We start from the raw sequence: 14,449 nt of genomic DNA, 5'->3' as shown, positions 1-14,449 counted from the left end.
AAGCTTGTCAAGTATTTTTTACTTATTTATTTGTTTTATATGCAAATGATAAAGTTTTTTGATGATTGTTTGTATTACACAGCAAACACTCTCAAACTTGTTTTAGTTTGTTTTATGTTATAATTGCTAATCTTTATGGCTTAGAATCCGTATTCTATGGGTTTTATATGTATGCTTTGTTTTAGCGATTTTTACTTGTGCTAAGATTGAGATTTTAAGAAAAGGCAGAATGATGAGATATGTGCTTATTGTAGCTGATGGAGATATTGCATTAAATTTTGTGCATAAAGTGCTAGATGATTACTCAAGCAATAACTTCTATATTGTTTTGTATAGAGATTCTCGCTTTTTGCCAAAGAAATATCCAAATACTTTTAGATTCCATGAATGCGATTATACTTCCACTTTTCGCCTTGAATCTTGCCTAGAAAATAATGACATTGGCGATATTTTCATTGTCCTGCAAGATGAAAAAGAGGGTGATGTCGTATATGAATATTTACGCAAAAACTACAAAAAAAGCCGCATTGTGCGTAGCATACATGCCCCTGAAATCTCTTATGAAACTACAAAAAAAAGTGATGGGAATCTAGTGATTGTAGCAGAGACAAATGCAGTGGCTTCAAGGCTATTGCTTCGTATGCCAAATGTGCCTGTTATCCCGCGTGGTTTTGGGTTAGAGCAGGGTGAGATTATGGAGATTGGCGTGCCAAGTGGAAGCATTTATGCACACAGACAAATTAATACGATAGAGCAATCTGGTTGGTGCATTGTTGGAATCTATCGTCAAAATAGATTCATTCTTGCTAATGATGATGTAGTGATTTTTCCCGGAGATATTTTACTTGTAGCAGGTGAGCCACAAAAAACACGCATGATATATAACCAAATCAAAGCGGATATAGGGCAGTTTCCAGCACCATTTGGACGCGATATATGTCTTATACTTGATATGCGTTTGCAGCCAAAAGAGACAATGCTGCATGACTGCAAAGAAGCGATTTATCTACACAGACACTTAAAGAGCGCAAAACTTACTATTAAGGTTTTACACGCAACAGATTTTGAAACTATAAAAGCACTTGAAGAATTAAAGAGTGAAGATATCGCCGTAGTTATTGATTATGAGAATCTAGACTTTATACAAACTTTAGAAAATAAGATAAGTGAAAAAGTAGGCTTTATCATCGTAAGTCAAGAAATCTTTGCTAAAAGGGCGTATCGCAGGGCTTTATGGGAGAGTAAATTGCCTGTTTTAAAGATAGGTATGTATTCCTTGCGACCAGATAACTATGATCACACACTATCAAAACAGCAACTTTATACGCAAAAGAAAATGCTATATCCACCAAATGTTACAGCAAGTTTGCTTGTGAGTTCGGGTGATGGATATAGAGATTCTAATATCGCAACGCTTATATTTGATATTAGCAAACAACTTTGCCTTGATGTAGCGGTGTATGATTTTGAGCCAGATGGACATTTTAACAATAAGATTGATGAAGAGTTTGAGAATCTTTCCAGAATCTTTGAGAGAAAATACACTATACAGCATAATAACATAGATAATCCTATCTTTCATATACAAGGTTTAAATAAGCCGATTTTACATTTCATTCCATTTCGCATGTCTATAACTAGATCAAGATTTGCAGCATATATACGAACGCAGTTTGAATCTATCGCATGTATGGATAATACAAATCCGCAACTTTTCATTCCTGTGAGTGAATAGAATGCGAGTGATTTTGATTGATAATTACGACTCTTTTACGCATAATGTTGTGTATTTATTGCGTGAGATTGGAGTAGAAGTTAGCATTTTACGCAATGATTCTTCCTTGCAAACTCTAAAAGATTCTAATTTTGATGCTTTAGTTATCGCACCCGGTCCTAGCCACCCTTTGCAATCTGGAATCTGCTTAGAAGCGATTAAATATTTTGCTCCATTTAAAAAGATTCTAGGCATTTGCCTGGGACATCAGTGTATCGCACATGTTTTTGGTGGCGAAGTGGTCTCTATGCAAACACCACAACATGGTAAAATCTCGCATGTAACTTTCAGCAATCACCCGCTTTTTCACGGCATAAAAATACCGCTAAAAGTTGGTCGTTATCATTCATTGCATGTCAGCAAACTCGGCAAATGCAGGGCATTAGCATGGAGTGAAGATAATGTCGTCATGGCATTACAAGCAGAAGGCTATCAAACTTATGGGATACAATTCCACCCAGAATCTATTTTGCAAGACCAAGGCAAAAAGCTACTAGCAAATTTTTTTGAGTTGTGTTAATTATGTTTTATTGGTAGCAGGATTATAATTGTTGTGTAAAAAAGCTGGTAAAAAGCAGCACACATTGCAAAGTAAAATATCTTATATAGGATCTTAGTGAAAGATTTGTATATTTAAGGGTATTGAATGATTTTACAATCACTAGAAGTTACTTGGAAACCTGAAACCATAGAGAAAAGAATAGCTGAATATAAAGAGTTAGCCCCAAAGATAAGCGAATTACAAAGCACATTAAAAACCTTACAAAAAGCAGAGCTAGATTCTGAAGCAAGTAATGAAACAATCTCTGCATTAAGACAAAAGCTAAATAGTGATTATGAAGCAGTAGTGGGTAAGAATGGTAGCTTTTATACAAAGGATAAAAAGGTATCCCCTAGATTTAAACTCTTTGAAATGGTAGATGATACAAGCTTTGAGATATTTGCATTGGAAAAAGCACCGCTTGTAAAGAATAATAAAGTAGTAGGAGCAGAAAGGGCAGATATTTTTACAAAGCGAGTAAGCTATCCTTATGTAAGACCACAGAGTGCAGATAATCTAGCTGATGCCATGCATATAAGCTTAAATGAGACAGGCTATAATGATTATCAAAGGATTGCTGACCTTTTAGGAAGCGATGTAGATTCTGTAAAAAAGCCATTATATACCCCTAGCGTTATAAAATTACTCTCAAACTACATAAACAAGGGAATTGCAAACATACTACATAATCACATGTTTATAATTCTGTATAACCTTTTGTATAACCTTTTAAGATTAAATCAAAAAATTACAAGTAAAATAACACATATTCCAATAGATTTAACCCTTTAAAACACCCTTACATTGTAACTTAAAATCTAATCCTTTTTTATATGATTTTTATCTAGTGATTATATATTACATTTTCACTTTACAAAGTGTTACAAACTAAGCAATACAAAATTACAAATTAATTAATACTTTGATACAAATTAAAATTACACACAATACAAAATAATTAAAGACTAGATACAAACTTAATAAAACATACAATACAAACATTACTAACAAACAAAAGATTAAAAGATACATTAAAAACATAAAAAGGTATTAAAACATGATTTGCATTTAGATTATGATTAGCTTGTAATAAATGTATGATTAAGTTATGCAAGTAATATTAAAGTATATTTTGCTTTGTTTTCAGTTTGTTAAAAGCCTTTGTATGTGTTAAGCATTGTTTGTAAGTGTGTTATGTTTTGTTTTGCATTGCAATCACTTTATAAGCCTTTGCATGTATATTAATGCCTTGCTTATAGTTTTATAGCTTTATATTGTTTTGCTTACTTTGCATTGTTTGCATACTAAGAGCCACACATAAAGGCATATGTAAGCCCTTGCATGTGTTAATCTTTAAGTATTGCATACGCACACATACGCATTTATGTTATAACTCTAATGCTTTTAAAGAATAAAAGCTTTAAAAGTGTCCGTGATTTTTTTATCATTTCATTATATATTAAAGACTACTTGTAGGGTTTTTTATTGGTACTTATTACATGTAGTCTAAAATTTAAGCTTACAAAGTATCCTTTTATTTTAACATTCCAAAATATCAAATATAAAGGTAATCATAAAAATGAGTAGAAAAATAAGCATACCATATAAAGACATCATTCCAAAGTATCAAACAGGGTATTATTCAATATCAAAATTAGCTAAAGATTATAATATTTCAAAGAGTACATTAAGCAAGTATATTAAAGAAAATAATATAAGAATTAACGAACAAGCACAACATGCTACAAATGCCCTAAATAGCGGCTTTTCAACACTTGAAAAAATAATTAACGAACGAGGCTTGCAAATTAATGAACACTTGCAAAATACACAAAATAAAGGCTTAATTGATACACAAAATAACGATTTGATAGAATGTAAAAATATTAATACTTTAATTGTAAATGAAGTTATAAACATAGTAAAGCAAAAAAACCCTTATTTTGCATATATATTCCAAGATTTAAGCAATAAAGTTTTACATATATGCAATGATTTACTAGATAATGGAATCACAAATACTAAAGATTTAAAAAATATCACAAGTGCTATAAAAGATATTAACGATACCTTGCAAGTTATACCAAAACCCCCAGCATTAGCACAACAGATAAACATTAACAAAGATAATAATAACATTAACAATAATAAAGAATTTGTTAAACATATTGAAGTAGAGATTGTAAGCAAATGAAAACTAGAATATATAAAGCTTTAAAGCCTTGTTTATATTGCTTTATAAGCCTTTGCATTGTTTTATATTACCTTGCTTTAATGTTTTACTTTGTGTTATTGTGTGTAGATTTATAGTTTTGTATTGTTTGCAAGTGTATTAATGCCTTGCTTTGTGTTGCAAGTGTAGCTTTATATTGTTTTGCTTAGTTAGCTTTGTTTGCATACTATGGAGCCGAGCATAAAAGCACATGTAAGCCTTTGCAAGTGTTAAGCATTGTTTGCAAGTGTTAATCTTTAAGTATTGCATACTAGCATATACATTACATAAGCACATATAAGCATATACATACACATAACATACACTAGCACACAATAAACCCTTAAAAGTCTATTGTTACATTATTAACATTTAATACCTTATTGTTAGCTTTATCTTGTGATATTTCACTACTTAACAATAAATCATTACCTGCATTACTATCACATGCAATACTATCATTAAGTATTAATTCTGTTTCTAATGCTTTAATTTCATTATTTAAATGTATTAATTCTTTATCCCCTGCAATACTAGCAAAAAAGCCATTATCCAAGTTATCATTATCAGTGCTTGAAATTTCATTAAACACATCATTTTTTGCTAACTTGTCAATATTATTGCTTAATTTATCATGCCTTTTAGTATTAAGCAAGTTTTGTATATTGCTATAAAAGGCTTTACCTGCATAATCAAGTAAAGTATTATTTGACTTTGCAAAGTTATTAACATGCTTTAATACCATTAACACATCATATAAAGCCTTTTTGCTTTGTTTATGCTTCATATCATAATCTATATTATAAAACCCTGCTAACTTGCTTTTATACTTATAAAATGCTTGTCTAGTGATATTATATTTTATGCAAATATTACTTACACTATCAATACAAGCTACATAATCGATTAAAGCATTTGCAAGTATGTTGTTATTGTTATTATTGTTAGCTTTGTTATTAGCTTTATTGCTTGTGTTATTGCTTACCTTACCTTTTACCTTACCTTTTGTGTTATATCCATTAAAACCCGCTTTATTTGCTTTGTTACCTGCATTATAAGCATTTGTATTAAAGCCTTTGTTTGTGTTATTGTTTGTATCAATCATTACATACCCCCTTATCTTGTTTTAATACCCCATTATATTGCTTATGCAATAAATCATTATATTTATATTCTTTTGCTAAATGGTGTTTATTTATGCAAAACTCACAATCGCTTAAATGATTAGATAGCTTACTATGTTTTGTATTATCGCATGTATCACAATCACTACAAGCTACACAATCAAAGCAATTACTACAAGTTTCACACATAATACAATTATTACAATAAAAGCACTCTTTACACTTTATACACTCAGTGCATGTGTAGCAATCATTACAATTAATGCAATAATCACAATCTACACAATTAATACAATCAATGCAATTAACACACGCCCTGCAATCCTTACATTTTATGCAATTTTCACAATCAAAGCAATTAACTAACCCTTTGCTATGTTGTAAAGCTTCATTTTCATTATAAGCCTTTGCATTCCATTTGTTATTGTTATTATCTACATAATACCCTTTTTCTAGTTTTAATTCCATAATCAAACCTTTAATAAAAAATCAATCAAATAAACATTTAAAAACATTAAACCCTTAATCCTTAGCTATAACAAAGTAATATTACATAACATAGCATTACATAACACTATATAACATTACATGATTTATAACTAATAAGCCTTATAACCTCATCATGTAATATATTTGCTTAATGTTGAGGTTAGCAAAAAACATAACATGTAACATAAAAGCTAAGTAAAGCCATACACATATAAATCAATCAAAGCATATAAAAGCACATACACATAATAAAGCCTTTGCATGTATATTAATGCCTTGCTTATAGTTAGAATGTATGCCACACTAAGAGCCGAGCATAAAAGCATATTTAAGCCTTTGCAAACACATAACGCATACATATTTAAAACCTTAATGTATCATCATCATTAGCAGGATTTAATACATATAAATCACTATTATTTACTACTTGTTGCAATGTGTTTTCATGTGCTAATTTGTCTATATAATTAGCCCAAAATTGCATTAGCTCACGCCTTTCTTGCATTCTCTCGCTATGGTTATAGCTTTGTATTACCATATTTCCTACACTATGAGCCAAGCACATTTCAATAATTGTGAAATCTAGCTTATGCTTAGGTGTTAAATCATATAATATAGTTGAAAATGTGGAGCGGATTCTGTGTGGTGTGTTTAGCTTATGTGTTGTTAAAAACTCTTTATAACCCCAATATGAAAGCGGCTTGTTATATGCGTTATCTACTGACTTTTTATATTTATCTTTTATTGTGTTGTCTTGTAAATAACAACATATAAAAGTCTTAATACTTGCATAAGGTATTTTATACTTGTTAGCTAGTTTTCTTTGTGTACCTCTAGCTATTAAGCCTTGTTTTTGTAACTCCAAATACTCATTCAAAGCATTATAAAACGACCTTTGCATTCTTACCTTATCACTTAAAGCACATGAAAAAACATATTTATCTAGCTTTTGTTTATACATAAATTCTAATATTTCAAGTGCTTGACTACTTAAAGGTAATTTAAACTCTTTATTGAGTTTCATTTTATAAGCAGGTATCACTAACATTTTATTTTTAAAATCTATATCCCCCCATTCTAAGTTTAAAATATTATGTATTCTTAAGGGTATATACATATTAAATTTATACATAATTGCAAATAGTCTATAATCTAGTGTTTTATATTTTGTAAATTTATCCTTATATGTATGTATATCTAAATCATTAAATAAGGCTTTATTGCTATATATAACAAAGTCTTTTAAATCTTTTTCAAGTATTGCTTTATGGTGTTTTGCTTTAGGTAATTTAAATATTATCTTATATTTAATCCTATCACATACACTATACTCTATGTAATCATAAGCTATGCAATAATCAAATACACGCTTTAACGCCCTGTATAGTTGGTAACATATATTTAATTTTTTTCTTACTTGATAGCTTTGCAAAAACTCTAAAATATCATTTTTAGTAATATCTTGTATTAGCTTATTACCAAACACTTTTAAAAGCGGCTTTGATTGGTGTATATATTGCTTTTTTGTAGTTTCTCTTATGCTTTGTTTTTCTATCCATTCATTAAATACATGCTTAAAAGTAAGCTTTGCATTTTTATCTTTATCTTGCATGTATTGCAAGTAGTCTTTAAGGCTTAATCCTTTTTCTTTAAATTCTAAGCTTTGCAATATAGAATTATATTCTGTTGTTATATCCCTTGCTTTATCAAGGCTTATATGTGGATATTGTCCTATTGTGATAGTAAAAACTTTATTATTTACCTTGTATCTAAAAATAAAAGCTTTGTTAATCCCTTGCTTATTAAGCCTTATATGTAAATATAAGCCCTTGTATAAACTATCATTTGCAAATATAGCGGTTATAACCTTTGCATTACTTGCTTTATTAATACTATTTTCAAAGCTTGTTATAACCCTTTTTATATCATGTAGTGTTGTATATTGCATGTGTATCATTCCTTATAAAATAGTGTTTGTTATCTACTTTATAAAGTATGTTTAGTAGTGTTTGCATGTAAGGGTATTATGCTTTGCAAGTGTATTAATGTTTTTGCATTGCATACTAAGAGCCGAGCATAAAAGTATATGTAAGCCTTTGCAAGTATATTAATGCCTTGCTTTGTTGCATGTAAGCTTTATAACCTCATCATGTAATATATTTGCTTAATGTTGAGGTTAGCAAAGCATAACACATAACATAAAAAGTAACATATAAAGCAAGTATTGCATACATATATACTTTAAATGCTTTATATGTTTTAAATTATGTTATAATCCTTACATGCTTAACGCATATAAACTACACTTAAGCATATAATGTAACTTTTTGCATTTACGCATTATATGCCCCTTTAAAGCTTACAAATCCCTTTTATTTCAAATCTTACAAAGTATCAAATATAAATTACATAACACATTTAATAATCTTGTATTGCTTAATGCTTATGCTTTGTTTTGCATTGCAATTACTTTATAAGCCTTTGCATGTATATTAATGCCTTGCTTAGTATGTGTAACTAATTGCTTTATATTGTTTTGCTTAGTTTGCATTGTATGCCACACATAAAAGTATATGTAAGCCTTTGCATGTGTTAAGCATTAATATTGCATACTAGCATATACATTACACACATAATAACATTAATGCTTATGCGTGTTTTCACAAATACAAATAAAGCTTTTACAAATTACAAAGTATATAAAACACTTGATACAAAATAATTTTTAAAGCGTTACAAATTAATTAATACTTTGATACAAATTAAAATTACACAAGCAAATAATGCTTTAATTTTTGCATTCTTTACTTAATGGATTTTATAAGCTTTTATTGTGTAGTTTTATATGCTTTATTAGCACATAAAACATACTTTAATATGTAAAAAAAAATTTGTATAACCTTTTTTAGCTTAAAACAAAAAGTTGAGATGGAATTATAAAAGAGTGAGTATTTTTTAAGTTTATTTTTTATTTGCAATATGAGAACATACACACATTAACAAAGTTTTAAAACCCTTTATATAAGGCTTTTATGTGTTAGTGTGTTTTTGAGTGTTAGAGAGAGTGTTTTATTGTGTGTTGCTAAGTGAATATAAAAAATGTTTTTATTGATGCAGCGATATATATTTGCAATATTGTGAATTGCTGAAGTTTTTTTGACCCCCTCCCAATAATAAACCAAATCCCAATTTAGCATTCGCTAGATCACCAAGTATAAAATTCATTTGAGAGCTATATTGTATATTTAAGCGCAAATCAACTGCGAATTCATTGTTTGTAAGGAAAGCGATACTTTCTTTTAATCGATTAAATTGTATTTGATTAGGAAAGTAAGCCAACGCTTCATGATATTGTAAATCTTTAATATCAAGCAATATTTTATTTTGGTGAGAACATATCGTTTTTCCCAATAAAAAATTTTTACCAAGAATTGTATTTCTTATTCCTAGCACATTTTGTTGAGTTATATTGATGGGAATTTGTTGCGAAATATTTTCAATAATTGAAATCCTATTGTTTAGATTAAAATTATATTGCAAAATCTTTTCAATATATGGTTTTGGGCGTCTTTGGCTTAATATAAGAGATGAAAATGGTAAATACTCTTTTGCATTTGTTACATTATTAAAACCCAATATTTTTAAAAAAATATGCGAAATTCTATCATTCAAGTTATCATTAAAAGATCTATGATAATTTCTAAGTGACATGCTTTCGTGAAGAAGCCATAGAATATGATTGTTTAGAAAATCAAAAAATAAGCTAAAACCATTACCAGAATCTTCATTTCTTGCAAATTTGTCAAGTATGTAGTTTGGTAGAGGAGAAGAACTTCCAAATAAACCAAAAAAATTTGCTTTAATTTCAACGCAATTTTCATGTTGATCATTTAAAGAAGTTGTATTATCTGCAGAATCTGTTGCCTTTAAAAGTGTCTCATTGTCATTTTGTGCAATAACCTCTATTTCTTTATAAGCATGCCCCAAACTTTTCCCAGTTCGTAAAAATATTTGATGTTTCTTGTGTGTCAGTAAAAATGTTTTTATAGTATGATAGAATGTAGATGTTTTCATAAAGGCTCTTTATTTCCAAATTGTACAGGATATGTAAAGGTTGTATTGCTTAAAACACATATAATATTTAATTCACAAAAGGAATTAATAGCCGCAAAAGAAGCAAATAAGTGCGAAAATATCAATCCTATTTTATATACTTCTCCTAAACAATAAAATTTAGTCTCATCCATAGATATCGTAACAAGAATGCCTCTTCTTGTGATACAGCCATGAACTTTATAGGTCGGTTGTGATTGTATATTAATAATCGCATCACTTAGATTTGTCAAAAAATGTTTATCTTGAGAATCAAATGTAAACCCAAAAATATGTAAAAGAGACAATAAACTTTCTTTTTTTGTTATATTTTGATAATTAAAAGACAAAATAACAACAAGATTCCACATCATATCACTATCCATGTCTATGTGTTTAATTGGTGTGGGTAGCGTAATATTTTCTGTTGTAACGCTCTTATAGTCTAATATTTCGTTAATGTCATGAAGTTTAAGTTGTGCTGGTATATTATTATTGCTGCACAATACATCCATAGATATAGTTTCTTTTCTGTGATGCTTAGTATAAAAAGAAATTTCTTTATAGTGTTGGCCATGAGCATCGACTTTGTTAGCTAATGCATAAAAATCATTGCTTTTATTTAAAAACTCAAATCTCTCAAAACTATAATAATTTTTAAAAACTCGTCTGCCAGTATCGCTACTATGTGCTTTTACTTTTAGAATCTGTATAACACAATAAGCCTGTTCGTGCATTCTATCTACAAATATTCGATGAGTATTTCTTGAGTGATCAAGAAGTATTGGTTCTGCCTGTGTAGAAAACAAATTAATTGCTGGTGTTGCAAAGAGAGAAAACTGATTTGCTCTTGGTAGACAATTTTTAGGAAGCTCCTTATTAAAAATAAATTTGATACCCATTTTTTTACTTTTTACATCTTTTAAAGCTTCTAAACCCTCAAGATGGATAAAATGAAATTTTTCTGACATAAAAAATAATTCTTGCAACAATATAAATGCACTAAAGCCTAAATCATCATTATCTGATACACTTTCATTTCTGTTAAATCCCATAGGCTGTAAGCAATGTGTTGGTATTTTAAAATTCGTATGTGTATCGTATGAGAGAATAATAATGTCTTTTACATATTGTAAAAGCCATAAAAGCAGGGTATTTGCCGTATAAACCTCATTGCCAAGATATAAATTCAGATATTTTATGTTAATATCTGCAATAGTTAGATGATCTTGCGTGGTTTCTATGTCGATCACAAATGTAGTGTATTTTCCCTCACTACCCACATCAACATTATAAATCTTCAAGGGATACAACATAACATCATAAATTGTTCTAAACTCACATCTAACCGACTGAACAGGAGAAGATACTACGCTTGTATGTCTAGGAATAAACACATTATTGTCTTTAGAATCTGGTTTTAAGTTAAAATTTTGTATACAAAATGAAGGCAAAGAGTTTGTATAGTTTGGCATAAGGATATTAATAAGAGATTCTGCAAGAGATGGAATATTGCCATCAAGCTCTTCATTAATCTTAGCGGTCAAAATTGCTAATGATTCAATAATGCGTTCAACATCTGGATCATTGCTATTACATGCTAAAAATGGGGCAAGTTTAGGATATTTATTAATAAACAATTCCCTTGTTTTTTGCAGATAATCAATTTCCTTTCTAAAATAAAAGATATTTTTCATCTAACCTTATACCCTTCTATCTTATTTAGCTTATTATAAAACTTCATAATAACGGTTACTATTAAAAATAATTTGTATATTAAAATTTGTTAAATCTTTATTATATTGTAATGTTAAGAAAAATTTGAGTTGACAAGGCGCTAATGTCTCATCATATTCAATGCTTACAATCTTTGCTCTATATTCGTACGTAGAAACTATATCATAAATTCTTTCTGACATTACGATGGCTAGATTTTTGATGTTTAAATCCAAATCATTATAAGATAATAATTCCTGTGTATCCTCTTTTGTGTTTATGAGGGTTTCAATATGCTCTCTGATTGCTTGAATGGGATTCTCAAAATACTCAGAATCTACATATTCATCAAGCGCATGAATAACCCTATCAACAAAAGACATAGTTATTCTTTATCAAGCTTTCCTACCAACGAGAGTTCAAAATTAGCCCCCATAAACTTAAAGTGCGGACGCACATTCAAATCTATTTTATACCATCCAGTTTCACCTTCTATATCGCTTACTGTAATTCTAGCCCCTCTAAAAGGTCTTCTGCTCCGCACTTCTGCTGGAGGATTTTCTTGATCTGAAACATATTGTCTAATCCATTCATTCAAGCCATTTTCAACATCGCTACGTTCTTTCCAGCTCCCAATTTCCTCTCTTTGTAAAACCTTGATATAGTGCGCAAGACGAGAAACCAAAAAAATATATGGCAATTGTGTTCCAAGCCTATAATTTGTTTCTGCTTCTTTGCCTTCAGGAGTATTTGGAAAAATTTTTGGTTTCAATACTGCATTCGCTGAGAAAAAGACTGCATTGTTACTATCCCTTCGCAATGTAAAAGCTATAAAACCAGATTCTGAAAGTTCATACTCACGTCTATCTGTAATTAACACTTCAGTTGGTATCTTAGATTCTAATGTACCGAAGTTTTCATAAAGATATACCGGCAAATCTGTGACGGTGCCACCAGCTCTAGGACCTATAATATTGCCACACCATCGATATTGTGCAAAACTATCAGTCAATCTTGTTGCAAAAGCATAAGCAGTATTGCTCCATAAGAGATGATTGTGTGAATTATGCACATTTTCTTTATAATTAAAACTTTTTATGGGATTTTCTTGCGGGTCATATGGAGAACGAGTTAAGAATCTTGTCACCATAAGTCCAGCATATTTAGAATCCTCGTTCTCTCTAAAAGTGCGCCACTTTGTATATTGTGGACCCTCTAATAAACTTTTTAGATCTTGTATTGTTGGAAGTTCTGCATAATTATCAAGCCCAAAAAAGCTTGCATCTACAGATGTTAAAAATGGAGAATGACTCATAGCAGCAATTGATGACATTTTGGATAAAAAATTCATATCGGGACTTGATGCATTTAGCGCATAATCACCGATTATTGCTCCTATGGGTTCTCCTCCAAATTGTCCATATTCGGCAGAATAAATATATTTATAGAGCGTACTCGTCGTAATATCTGGATTTGAATCAAAATCCTCTAATGCCTCTTGTTTTGTAACATCAAGAATGTTAATTTTTATATTTTCTTGAAAATTCGTGCGTTCTACTAAGAAATGTAAACCTCTCCATGTAGATTCTAATTGTTGAAACTGCTCATTGTGTAAAATTTCATCCATTTGCTGCGAAATTAAATCATCTATATGCGCAATCATTTCATCAAGTGTGAATCGATTGATTTTGCTCTCTGCATTATCAGATTTTACAATTTCTGTAATAAACTCTGCAACACCAAGTTTAGCAATACTATAACTTTCATCATTTTTAGAATATTTACTTTTTTGCATAATGCCCTCAATAATTGAGACATTCTGTGTTTCTACCTCTTGTTCTAATTTTTCGCTCATAATTATCCTTCAGTCTAATTGTTCATTGTTTTCTCGGCTTTCTTGTATCTCCAATAAAAGCTTTTCTTTTATATCTTTATTCTTTAAAGCCTCCAAAACAGCTTTTCTAAAATCTGGGATATTGCCCATTGGACCTTTCAATGCAATAAGAGCTTCGCGCAATTTAAGAAGTTTATTGAGCTCTGGAACTTGGTTTGCAATACTATCTGGAGTAAAATCTTTCATGTTTTCAATCTTCAACTTTACATTCAATTCATCAGCATCTTGGCTCAGAGTGTTTTTGACACTAAAATGAGACTCTATTTGCATCTTTTGCATAACCTGATTGAAATTGTGTTTATTAATGGATGTTAACCCTCGTTCTTCCAATGGTACTTTATTGCCACCTGTAAAATTAGCCATAACCATTAGTTTTAATGGGAGCTCAATCTCTGGAGTTTGTCCACCAGTTTTTGATTTGTAAGTGATATTGATGCGCTCTTTCGGTGGAGTTGAATTTTTTTCTGCCATAACAAAATCCTTATTTTACTTTAGATTCTACCATTTTACTTTGAGATTCTACCATTTTATAACCAAATTTCATAAAAATTATTATAAAATTCTCAAGAATATACATCTCATAATTTCTTAAGGCATAACTAAAAAG

Annotated in this window: 13 protein-coding genes; 4 read left to right on the top strand and 9 right to left on the bottom strand. The window is 29.8% G+C overall.

Annotated elements, in window-relative coordinates:
• Positions 1-229 precede the first annotated feature (229 nt).
• From XJ32_RS03200 to XJ32_RS03185, 4 genes are all read left to right on the top strand, one after another.
• Entirely contained in the window at positions 230-1,735 is a 1,506-nt protein-coding gene (locus XJ32_RS03200) for a TrkA C-terminal domain-containing protein (RefSeq protein WP_254422457.1), read from the top strand.
• A 1-nt stretch (position 1,736) separates the two neighbouring features.
• Entirely contained in the window at positions 1,737-2,294 is a 558-nt protein-coding gene (locus XJ32_RS03195) for an anthranilate synthase component II (RefSeq protein WP_077390098.1), read from the top strand.
• A gap of 126 nt (positions 2,295-2,420) precedes the next feature.
• Entirely contained in the window at positions 2,421-3,107 is a 687-nt protein-coding gene (locus tag XJ32_RS03190; protein ID WP_077388333.1) for a hypothetical protein, read from the top strand.
• A gap of 787 nt (positions 3,108-3,894) precedes the next feature.
• Positions 3,895-4,509: a helix-turn-helix domain-containing protein gene (locus XJ32_RS03185; protein WP_077388332.1), complete on the top strand. Its 615-nt coding sequence runs from the start codon at positions 3,895-3,897 to the stop codon at positions 4,507-4,509.
• Positions 4,510-4,870: 361 nt separating this feature from the next.
• Here the strand turns inward: XJ32_RS03185 and XJ32_RS03175 are convergent, their stop codons facing one another.
• The 9 genes from XJ32_RS03175 to tssB form a co-directional block, all read right to left on the bottom strand.
• Entirely contained in the window at positions 4,871-5,632 is a 762-nt protein-coding gene (locus tag XJ32_RS03175; protein ID WP_077388330.1) for a hypothetical protein, read from the bottom strand.
• Positions 5,625-6,119, bottom strand: coding sequence for a hypothetical protein (locus tag XJ32_RS03170; RefSeq protein WP_077388329.1), 495 nt, complete (start codon positions 6,117-6,119; stop codon positions 5,625-5,627). The genes XJ32_RS03175 and XJ32_RS03170 overlap by 8 nt, the downstream gene beginning before the upstream one ends.
• A 212-nt stretch (positions 6,120-6,331) precedes the next feature.
• The gene (locus XJ32_RS11750; protein WP_155761448.1) at positions 6,332-6,499 is read right to left on the bottom strand and encodes a hypothetical protein; all 168 of its coding nucleotides are present in this window, start codon (positions 6,497-6,499) and stop codon (positions 6,332-6,334) included.
• Between the two features lie 2 nt (positions 6,500-6,501).
• On the bottom strand, positions 6,502-8,088 hold the full coding sequence (locus tag XJ32_RS03165; protein ID WP_077388328.1) for a tyrosine-type recombinase/integrase: 1,587 nt from the start codon (positions 8,086-8,088) through the stop codon (positions 6,502-6,504).
• A 1,157-nt stretch (positions 8,089-9,245) separates the two neighbouring features.
• Positions 9,246-10,214, bottom strand: coding sequence for a type VI secretion system baseplate subunit TssG (locus tag XJ32_RS03160; RefSeq protein WP_005219820.1), 969 nt, complete (start codon positions 10,212-10,214; stop codon positions 9,246-9,248).
• The gene (gene tssF / locus XJ32_RS03155; protein ID WP_077388327.1) at positions 10,211-11,929 is read right to left on the bottom strand and encodes a type VI secretion system baseplate subunit TssF; all 1,719 of its coding nucleotides are present in this window, start codon (positions 11,927-11,929) and stop codon (positions 10,211-10,213) included. Before tssF ends, XJ32_RS03160 begins: the two co-directional genes overlap by 4 nt.
• 33 nt (positions 11,930-11,962) lie before the next feature.
• Positions 11,963-12,331, bottom strand: coding sequence for a hypothetical protein (locus XJ32_RS03150; protein ID WP_077388326.1), 369 nt, complete (start codon positions 12,329-12,331; stop codon positions 11,963-11,965).
• A 2-nt stretch (positions 12,332-12,333) separates the two neighbouring features.
• A complete protein-coding gene (gene tssC, locus XJ32_RS03145) occupies positions 12,334-13,803 on the bottom strand; it encodes a type VI secretion system contractile sheath large subunit (protein ID WP_077388325.1) in 1,470 nt (489 codons plus the stop codon).
• Positions 13,804-13,812: 9 nt separating this feature from the next.
• Positions 13,813-14,313, bottom strand: a complete 501-nt coding sequence (gene tssB / locus XJ32_RS03140; protein WP_005219823.1) for a type VI secretion system contractile sheath small subunit — start codon at positions 14,311-14,313, stop codon at positions 13,813-13,815.
• Between the last annotated feature and the right edge of the window lie 136 nt (positions 14,314-14,449).

Source organism: Helicobacter bilis, from assembly GCF_001999985.1.
Classification (GTDB): Bacteria; Campylobacterota; Campylobacteria; order Campylobacterales; family Helicobacteraceae; genus Helicobacter_A; species Helicobacter_A rappini.
This window is presented reverse-complemented; position numbering and strand designations above follow the sequence as displayed.

Coding starts and splice junctions, on each gene's coding strand:
- XJ32_RS03160 (WP_005219820.1), bottom strand. CDS start 10,214: ATGAAAACATCTACATTCTATCATACTATAAAAACATTTTTACTGACA.
- XJ32_RS03170 (WP_077388329.1), bottom strand. CDS start 6,119: ATGGAATTAAAACTAGAAAAAGGGTATTATGTAGATAATAACAATAAC.
- tssC (WP_077388325.1), bottom strand. CDS start 13,803: ATGAGCGAAAAATTAGAACAAGAGGTAGAAACACAGAATGTCTCAATT.
- XJ32_RS03150 (WP_077388326.1), bottom strand. CDS start 12,331: ATGTCTTTTGTTGATAGGGTTATTCATGCGCTTGATGAATATGTAGAT.
- tssF (WP_077388327.1), bottom strand. CDS start 11,929: ATGAAAAATATCTTTTATTTTAGAAAGGAAATTGATTATCTGCAAAAA.
- XJ32_RS03175 (WP_077388330.1), bottom strand. CDS start 5,632: ATGATTGATACAAACAATAACACAAACAAAGGCTTTAATACAAATGCT.
- XJ32_RS11750 (WP_155761448.1), bottom strand. CDS start 6,499: ATGTATGCGTTATGTGTTTGCAAAGGCTTAAATATGCTTTTATGCTCG.
- XJ32_RS03185 (WP_077388332.1), top strand. CDS start 3,895: ATGAGTAGAAAAATAAGCATACCATATAAAGACATCATTCCAAAGTAT.
- XJ32_RS03165 (WP_077388328.1), bottom strand. CDS start 8,088: ATGCAATATACAACACTACATGATATAAAAAGGGTTATAACAAGCTTT.
- tssB (WP_005219823.1), bottom strand. CDS start 14,313: ATGGCAGAAAAAAATTCAACTCCACCGAAAGAGCGCATCAATATCACT.
- XJ32_RS03190 (WP_077388333.1), top strand. CDS start 2,421: ATGATTTTACAATCACTAGAAGTTACTTGGAAACCTGAAACCATAGAG.
- XJ32_RS03200 (WP_254422457.1), top strand. CDS start 230: ATGATGAGATATGTGCTTATTGTAGCTGATGGAGATATTGCATTAAAT.
- XJ32_RS03195 (WP_077390098.1), top strand. CDS start 1,737: ATGCGAGTGATTTTGATTGATAATTACGACTCTTTTACGCATAATGTT.